Here is a 7,749-nt window from a genome sequence, read left to right on the forward strand (position 1 = left end):
TTTTTGGATATGCCATTCAAGCAAAAGCCTACTTTGTTGAATCATATGCACTTCTCCTATGAATGGTTGTTTCCATAAACCAAATTGATGCCATTTTATATCACGAGTAAAGTTATTTACGATGCTGCCTGCTTCTATTAATTCATTAGTAATAGTAGGAAACAATTCCTCGATTGCATTTTCTCCACCTTTTAATAACACATGAGGATGATTACTTTGTGAAACTCTTTTTCTCAAAGCTTTTCCATCCCATCTTTCGCTGACTTCTATAATGATTACTTCTTTAAAAGAAGTTGATAATGCTTTTGCTGCGAGTTTTCCTGCTATACTTCCGCCAATAACGATAGCCTTATTAAACATATTTACCCCCTTAATGAAAAAAGATCCTGCCTTGTATGAATGAAACAGGATCTAAACGAAGAATTACTAAATTAAAACACATGAGTAAATTGCAACGTTAAAATTAAAATACCTAATCCCCATACGTAATACGCGAATACTTTTAAGGAGTGACGTTTTAAATATTGAATCATCCATGAAACAGCTATGTAACCAAAAAACGCTGCTGATAACGTGCCGACAATTAAAGATGTACTAGAAATAGATTCTGCTTTCCCTTGATAAACATCTGCAAATTGCAAGATGATWGCTCCGACTATTGCTGGCGTAGATAATAAAAACGAAAAATATGCTGCTGTTTCACGGTCTAGTTTTCTCCATAAAGCAGCGACGATTGTCATACCAGAGCGAGAAATTGCTGGGAAAATAGCAGCCGCTTGAAATGAACCGATGATAAATGCATCTTTATATGTAATGTCATCCATTTTTTTACGACCGTTTTTTTGTTTATCGGCCATGTAGAGAAAGAAACCTGTCACTAAAAACTCCCATCCAATCGTAATACCTGTTTTTGAAATATCTTCAAAGAAGTCTTTAAATAACAATCCGATTACAACYGCAGGTATCGTCCCRACAATAAGCATGTGGCAACATACAAAATTCGGCAATATATTACTTTGGGCAGGACCTATCCTTGTGTTTATTGGGTTATGTATGACAAATGTTATTTCGGATATTCCTTTTTTTGAAGGGAAACATAAAACGCTTGGAATAATAACTTTATTTATAGGGCTTTTCTGTTTAATTGCTGCTAATCATTTTAAAAAAGGAGAAAGAAATGAGGAATGAAACACAAAAAAACAATCCCAGTATATGTGCTAGGATTGTTTTTTGTTACTTATTTATAGAACACTTTATCAACGTTATATTTTGCTTTATATTCATTAATAATGTAAGTTTCGTAAATTTCTCTTTCTGTTGGATCTTCTACGATACATGCATCAATGCGGTATACTTCATCACGGTGATTTTTAATTGGTGAAACATTATCTTCAAAATGCTTTTTAATACGTTGTCTAATTTTACGAGCTTTACCTACGAAAAGAAGTTCGTCATTAATATTGTAAAACATAAAAATGCCGCCTTTATCTCTAGGGAACAAGTGGAAATCGATAAAACCGTTAATTGGAGTAATTAATGGCTCGTCTCCTTTAATAACTTGGTTACGTTCAGTAATGGAAACATCAGCTTCAGGAATATTAATTTTAATCAAGTTCATTCACGTCCTCTTTTATTATAAAGATAAATAATAGCATAAGTATGTAAGAAAAGCTATGTTAAGAGAGATATTTTATTTTATAATTCAAATATTATAGGTATATCATGTAAACTTTTTTTCCAAATCATATGATCGTTTGATTCGCCCCAATAATCCTTCAGCACATAACTAGGTTTTCCAAACTTTTTTGTCCATATACTTTGTGCTTTTTTGTATCCACTATCTAAACAGCATTCGGTTATTCCTCTGCTAAGTAATGTAAGATACATTGTATTTAGTAGTAAACTCCCTATACCTTTTCTTTGATACTCCGGAAGTATAAATACAGTTCCTATTTCATACAAATCCTTCAGTACACCGTCTGTACAACTATTAATCAATGTACTTGCTGGACCGATTTCAATCGTTCCAATGATTTTATCGTTACTTGTATCTATTGCTAATAAAAAGTAACGACTTTCTCCATTACTATCAAAATCATTTTTCAAATATTGCTTTTTCGTGTTAATTTCATTTTCTATGTCATCTAATAATTGGGATAACCCTTCATTTTTATATGTATTCGTAATAACTATACGGAAAAACAAGTATAGTTCATCTATATCATCCGAATTCGGCCTTCTAATTTCAACGTTATACATGGCTTACATCTCCAATCTTTGAAAATATATGAGAAAGTGTATTCGTTCAAAAAGATTTTATACAATTRTTAAGACCATACTTTATATACTCTATTCATTATTATTCTACACARCTCTGCATAGATCCAGCAGTATAGAAAACTCAGTATAAATATTAATGTAATAACTTTTATATCCATAGTCGTATGAATAGTAGGACCAAGTACTGGAAAGCGGAATATATCGAGAACGATCATAATTCCTATAAGTAGACATAATGCTGAAAAAGAAACTGTCCAAATCCTCCTCTTGAATTGTAAAAAGGATACTCCTAACGCTATACCTAATAATCCTGTAGTAAAGGGAAAGACAATTAGTTCACTTGGCTCAATAATGAATAATAGGAAAATAGTAAGAATATAAGAGAATACTCCCTCACGAATAGAATAACAAATAGCCAGAAAAATCGGTAGCGTCGCGAAAGGACTAATAAATAACCCTATTCCAGGGATTAAGTTCCCCGCAGATTGAAAAATAGCAGCAARTGAACCGAGTAATGCTGTAATGACTAACCTAYTTGCAGGMGTCAYCYTTCTTTTATAAACTAAGTTCACATCATGTGATATCATCAATTGATACCAATAGCTTCTAAAGTGATTCATCAAATTCCCCCCTAAAAAGACCTAATTCACCACTTTCTATTTTTATTCATATACTTATTGGTTATGTTTTACTTTCTGCTTGTTAGGAATCACTATACAATAGATGTTTATCCATAGAAGGTTTTTAAGAGGCTCTAAGTCGTGCGTTTGAAAAGGTGTGAATTCCATATATTTTTAGACTAAGAGTTTATACCGTATCATGGAACAATTTCAAAAATAGTACCTTTGTTAAAATCCGTTACTTTCATAGATCCATAAACCCCTAAATATAATCTAGTTTGATCTCCGTTTGTTCCCAAGCTCATATAATAAGCTGCTTGAGCACCAAAATCATAATTGGTTTCAATAACATGAAAATCATTACGTTTCCCGTCTAGAGCTGCTCTAGTAAAAGCTAACACTCCCTTTACTGGAGATTGAAATTCTTCTTTCTTAGCAAGATCAGTAAACACGATATTACCAGTTAAACTAGGAATTGTAGTTCCCATATATGGTTGTACTCCTGTAAGTGAGGTTCCTCCAAACTTATCTGCTCTGGAATCTTTATGAAAATAACTAATTAGGGGCTGTATGCGCCTCACTGATGTTTCTATTGTTTCATTATAATAAGCCATTGTTCTCTCATCCAAAGTAGGATTCTCAGAACAGTGCCTTATAAAAGAAGTAGGAAATTCTCCTTCCCATCCTCGCCAACCAAAATTAATAAATCCATCTTGATTGGGAGTGGATCTCATTAAATGCGTTTGAACAAGTTCGGTAACCGGTATGGGTTTATAATGAACAAACGAAAAAATAGACTCTACAATATCCTGCCCGACATTTCCAGCATATTTGATATATTGATTATAAAACCTTTGAAATGAAATACCTGTTATATTCCGAACTCCTTTCGCAATTACTGTAAGTGTTTCTTGTATAGATAAAGGAAACTCATTAAAGCGTGTAACTACTGGAGGGTTATTTATGAATGTATTTTTACTTACATCAATTTCAATTATTTTGCCCGCTATTTCTAAATCATCCTGGCTTAAATTAAATGGATCATAACCCGATCCACCATCTCCATTTGTAAAAACAAGTTTTCCACTCTCAGGTGAAAAGTTTAAACTATTGACTCCGTTATGATTAAAAAAGGGCCTTCTTATGTTAAGTAATGTCCGCCGTTTTTGAGGTTGACTATGTGATTGTAAAATCCATTCCTCAACCGTATCAATATGATCATATTGAGTATCTCTATTTACCCACTTTAAGTTTAAAGTTTTCGGATCACACGGATTAGGTTTAAAAGGTTCAGAAAGGGCACCCGGACCTTGAGTGCCAGCTACTGAATAATGAAGGTAAAATAAACCGTTTTGATAAAATTGTGGATGAAACGCTAGTCCTAGCAATCCGCGTTCATCATAACCGCTACTAGAGACACCTTCTTCAAACGTGCCTAATTTGATAATTCGCGGGCGAATATCTAAAAAATTCCTTATAACTCCGTCTCCTATGTAAAAGATTTCTCCTACCTGGGTTGCAATAAATAACCTTTCAATTGAGTCACCTGGTAGTATAGTTGTTTTCAACACAGTAGGTAAATTGAACTTACTTGCAATGGGTCGTAAACTAACCTTAACTTTTGTCAACTTACTTTACACCCCTTTAATTGCGTTTTATTAAAAGAATATGATTAGAACTGTTCAATTAGTATCCAATTAGGGACTAGAGAATTGGATATTATTTCTGGCTGCGCTGCTTTTCCTGCTTCTCCATATAACTACGCATCCGTCGCATATATTCAGGTGCGTCCATTGGATTCCCTGCGATCATTTCAATTATACAGAGTCTTTTGGCGCTTTCCTTTTCAACATGGATTATAGCCTGATCAAGCTCTCCATAGGTCTGGACCGTAACGGTAAACGCGTTACCTCCAAAAGCTTCGGCCAGCTTGGTGTAAGACCATCGAGGGATTTGATTGTACTTTTGATCCTCTGTTTTGACATTTAAATATCTCTCGATTGTATAACCATCGTTGTTCAAAATAAAGATTATAGGCTTGCAGCCGTAATAGAGCATAGAACTGATTTCCTGTGCCGTTAGCTGCAGGGCACCGTCACCTGTAAACACCAATACTCGGCGTTCCGGCGCGGCCATAATAGCACCAAACGCCGAAGGGATTGCGTAACCGATGGACTGCCATCCACCTTGTCCAATATATGTTACATTGCCCGGCAGTCTTACCTCTCCCATTCCATAATAGAACGTTCCGGTCTCGGCGATTACAATATCACCCTCTTTCAGCATACGCTGAAAACTCGGATAATAGCCGTCCGCCATTAGAGGTCCGTCGGCAATAGTTGTGAATTGCTCATAAGGGAATGACAATTTTTTTGTCAAACCTTTACCGGTATAACCCACCTTTTGAACGGCAAGTAGCATGTCGGATGCAAGAACATTCGGATATTCCGCCTCAGCGATTTTAACTATATCCGGTTGAATATTGACAGTTATCAGCGGGTTCAGCTTTGCGGTAAAACTTGCGGTGTTTGTGTCCGCCCATACCATGCCAATCGCAATGATACAATCTGCATTCTCTACCGTACTTTGGACTTCAGTCCTCCCGAAAGAGCCTTGATACATTCCGATATAATTTGGATGGTTCTCGTCGAATCCTCCCTTCCCATACATCATCGTTACAACAGGCACATTCATTGCATCGGCTAGCTGCCGAGTCGCTGTCTGAAGGCCGAATCGCATCGTTTTCACATCCACCAAGATAACTGGTCGGTGGGAACGTTCCAAAAGCGGACGGACATGATTCACTGCAGCCTGAAGGGTATTCGGRTTGGATGTTGGACGTGGTGGTACCGGTTCTGCCCAGACTTTAATTGGCTTGGTCACTAAATCATTAGCCACAACCAGGTATACCGGCTTTTTCTTTTCCTTAGCAATGCGAATCGCAGTCTGAATTTCAATCTTGGCATTTTCCGGCGTAAGCACCGCGGTATATGCCGTAATCTGCTCATACACCTTGCGAAAAACGTCAAAATTCCCATCCATTAAGGTGTGATGCATAAGCTTATGCTCTTTTTGATCCTTCTCAGGAGGCGCACCCACAATGTGTATAATGGGCACATGCTCGCTGTTGGCTCCCGCTATCGCATTGCATGCACTGAGCTCCCCGACCCCAAATGTCGTAATAAGAGCCGATATTCCTTTGATTCTTGCATAGCCATCTGCAGCGTAGCCCGAGTTTAGTTCATTTCGTCCTTCTATAAAACGGATGCCGTTATAACACTCCAAAGTATCAAGAAGTGTAAAATTATAGTCCCCTGCGACACCAAAAATTTCGGTAATGCCCTCGAGTTTCAGGCAATCGAACAAATACTGGCCAACCGTTTTTTGATCAGGTCCCCTTTGTAAACCAAAGCTGCCCGTATTWATCATGTTGTCCATCGCTTGCTCACTCCTTATCTATTTCTTGGGCTTGTTTTATTTTATAGTACCCTTTTTGATAATTCCCTTTAATTAAACCGGTTATCCGTTGTGCAACAATTAATCAGGAAGAAATGCTCCTTATCTTTGGAGATATTCATAAAACAAGAGAAGGAGGAGAAACACTAAAACATTACAAAAATGTATTAATTAATCTTCTAATATTCTTTTTAAATTGTTTCCCTTTAAAACATCCCATTTATCATGCTCCTCACTCTGTTTTGCAAAAGTCTAGCTTACTTTTTAAAATTTTGTAACAGAACCTTAAAAATAATAAAAATCCACGAAGAAAATGCATTTTCTTCGTGGGTTTAGTTATTTAAATGGACTTTCACCTAACTCAAGAAGCATCCGCACCTTCAAACTGACTATTATAAAGCGAAGCATAGAAACCATCAGCTTTCAATAACTCTTCATGATTACCTTGTTCTACAATATCTCCGTCTTTCATGACAAGGATTAAATCTGCATCACGTATTGTTGATAATCTATGAGCGATAATGAAGCTTGTTCTACCTTCCATAAGGTTTTCCATCGCTTTTTGAATCAGTACTTCTGTACGAGTGTCAATGGAGCTTGTTGCTTCATCGAGTATTAATATTTTCGGATCCGCTATAAGGGCACGTGCAATTGTTAGTAGTTGCTTTTGTCCTTGGGATACGTTGCTTGCTTCTTCGTTTAGTTCCATTTGATATTTATTTGGTAATGTTTTTACGAAGTTGTGAACGTGAGCTGCTTTCGCTGCTTCAATTACTTCTTCGTCTGTAGCATCGAGTCTACCGTAACGTATATTTTCCATGATGGAGCCGTTAAATAGCCAAGTGTCTTGAAGTACCATACCAAACATGTTGCGCAGGTCTTCTCGCGTGAAGTCTTTTATATCGTGACCGTCGATACATATTGCACCGCTGTTTATGTCATAGAAACGCATTAACAGTTTTACAATCGTTGTTTTACCAGCTCCGGTTGGTCCGACGATTGCTACCTTTTGTCCAGGTTTAATGTTAGATGAGAAATTATTGATGATGATCTTATCTGGATTGTATCCAAATTGAACATCTTGGAAGSTAACTTCTCCTTGAACTTTTTGCAGCTTCACTGGATTTTCTGCTTCTGGCACTTCCTCTTCTTCTTCTAAAAATTCGAAGACTCTTTCTGCAGCAGCTGCAGTAGATTGAAGTACGTTCGCGATTTGTGCTACTTGAGCGATTGGTTGCGTAAAGCTTCTAACATATTGCACAAAGGCTAAAATGTCTCCAACTGCGATGGTTCTCTTTACCGCAAGCCATCCACCTAAAATAGATACAGCGACGTAACCGATATTACCGATAAATGTCATAATCGGCATCATCATTCCAGATAAAAATTGAGA

The 7,749-nt window shown here is 36.7% G+C and carries 7 protein-coding genes and 2 pseudogenes; 1 reads left to right on the plus strand and 8 read right to left on the minus strand.

What is annotated here, in order from left to right; genetic code table 11:
- Both AC1DJR_RS12925 and AC1DJR_RS12930 read right to left on the minus strand, forming a co-directional pair.
- Positions 1-360 (minus strand): annotated as a pseudogene (locus AC1DJR_RS12925) (glutamate synthase); the annotation flags it as partial.
- A 71-nt stretch (positions 361-431) separates the two neighbouring features.
- Positions 432-983: pseudogene (locus AC1DJR_RS12930) on the minus strand (undecaprenyl-diphosphate phosphatase); the annotation flags it as partial.
- Here AC1DJR_RS12930 and AC1DJR_RS12935 point away from each other — a divergent pair.
- Positions 982-1,188, plus strand: coding sequence for a hypothetical protein (locus AC1DJR_RS12935; protein ID WP_002141925.1), 207 nt, complete (start codon positions 982-984; stop codon positions 1,186-1,188). The pseudogene AC1DJR_RS12930 and the gene AC1DJR_RS12935 sit on opposite strands and share 2 nt — an antisense overlap.
- 49 nt (positions 1,189-1,237) lie before the next feature.
- Here AC1DJR_RS12935 and AC1DJR_RS12940 read toward each other — a convergent pair whose 3' ends face one another.
- The 6 genes from AC1DJR_RS12940 to AC1DJR_RS12965 all read right to left on the minus strand — a co-directional run.
- Entirely contained in the window at positions 1,238-1,618 is a 381-nt protein-coding gene (locus AC1DJR_RS12940; RefSeq protein WP_001048946.1) for a nucleotide excision repair endonuclease, read from the minus strand.
- Between the two features lie 77 nt (positions 1,619-1,695).
- On the minus strand, positions 1,696-2,259 hold the full coding sequence (locus AC1DJR_RS12945; RefSeq protein ID WP_477002761.1) for a GNAT family N-acetyltransferase: 564 nt from the start codon (positions 2,257-2,259) through the stop codon (positions 1,696-1,698).
- A 68-nt stretch (positions 2,260-2,327) separates the two neighbouring features.
- Positions 2,328-2,900: a hypothetical protein gene (locus AC1DJR_RS12950; protein ID WP_477002762.1), complete on the minus strand. Its 573-nt coding sequence runs from the start codon at positions 2,898-2,900 to the stop codon at positions 2,328-2,330.
- A 197-nt stretch (positions 2,901-3,097) separates the two neighbouring features.
- Positions 3,098-4,528: a PQQ-dependent sugar dehydrogenase gene (locus tag AC1DJR_RS12955; protein ID WP_477002763.1), complete on the minus strand. Its 1,431-nt coding sequence runs from the start codon at positions 4,526-4,528 to the stop codon at positions 3,098-3,100.
- 91 nt (positions 4,529-4,619) lie between these two features.
- Positions 4,620-6,338 carry an alpha-keto acid decarboxylase family protein gene (locus AC1DJR_RS12960; RefSeq protein WP_131246258.1) on the minus strand — a complete coding sequence of 573 codons (1,719 nt, stop codon included), beginning with the start codon at positions 6,336-6,338 and terminating at the stop codon, positions 4,620-4,622.
- A 379-nt stretch (positions 6,339-6,717) separates the two neighbouring features.
- A partial coding sequence (locus AC1DJR_RS12965; protein WP_477002764.1) for an ABC transporter ATP-binding protein occupies positions 6,718-7,749 on the minus strand: 1,032 nt, incomplete at its 5' end.

This window comes from Bacillus sp. 05T31 (genome assembly GCF_056396725.1).

Excerpts from the sequence above, each read along its gene's own strand:
- AC1DJR_RS12935 (WP_002141925.1), top strand. The coding sequence starts at position 982 with ATGTGGCAACATACAAAATTCGGCAATATATTACTTTGGGCAGGACCT.
- AC1DJR_RS12940 (WP_001048946.1), bottom strand. The coding sequence starts at position 1,618 with ATGAACTTGATTAAAATTAATATTCCTGAAGCTGATGTTTCCATTACT.
- AC1DJR_RS12945 (WP_477002761.1), bottom strand. The coding sequence starts at position 2,259 with ATGTATAACGTTGAAATTAGAAGGCCGAATTCGGATGATATAGATGAA.